Below are 298 nucleotides of genomic sequence, written 5' to 3' on the forward strand. Positions count from 1 at the left end.
CCACTTCAAGCCGTTGCTGGTCGTGCCGCCACCGGTGCCCGCGTTGCCAGCCGGCGCGGAACCGCCACCGCTCTTGATTGCGTCGACCATCTGCCGGATACGCGCCAACTTGTCGTCGAGGGATGCTTTCGCCTCGCCAGGCTTTGGCGTCAGGATGGCCGCCTGGTTCTCGACTTCGGCCGGCGCCGCCGTCGCGCCGGACACGCTGTAGAGGTAGGATGCGATGATGGTGCGCAGCGAGTTCGACGCTCGCTGATACTCGGGCGATTTCAGGTACTCGGCGCCAAAGTCGGATCCG

General features: G+C 66.1%; 1 protein-coding gene. It reads right to left on the reverse strand.

Annotation, left to right across the window (positions count from 1 at the left end):
* Positions 1–298 (reverse strand): hypothetical protein (locus EN869_RS34005; RefSeq protein WP_210237977.1); only part of this gene is annotated, 298 nt, incomplete at both ends.

The organism is Mesorhizobium sp. M2D.F.Ca.ET.226.01.1.1 (assembly GCF_004022705.2).
Taxonomy (GTDB): domain Bacteria; phylum Pseudomonadota; class Alphaproteobacteria; order Rhizobiales; family Rhizobiaceae; genus Mesorhizobium.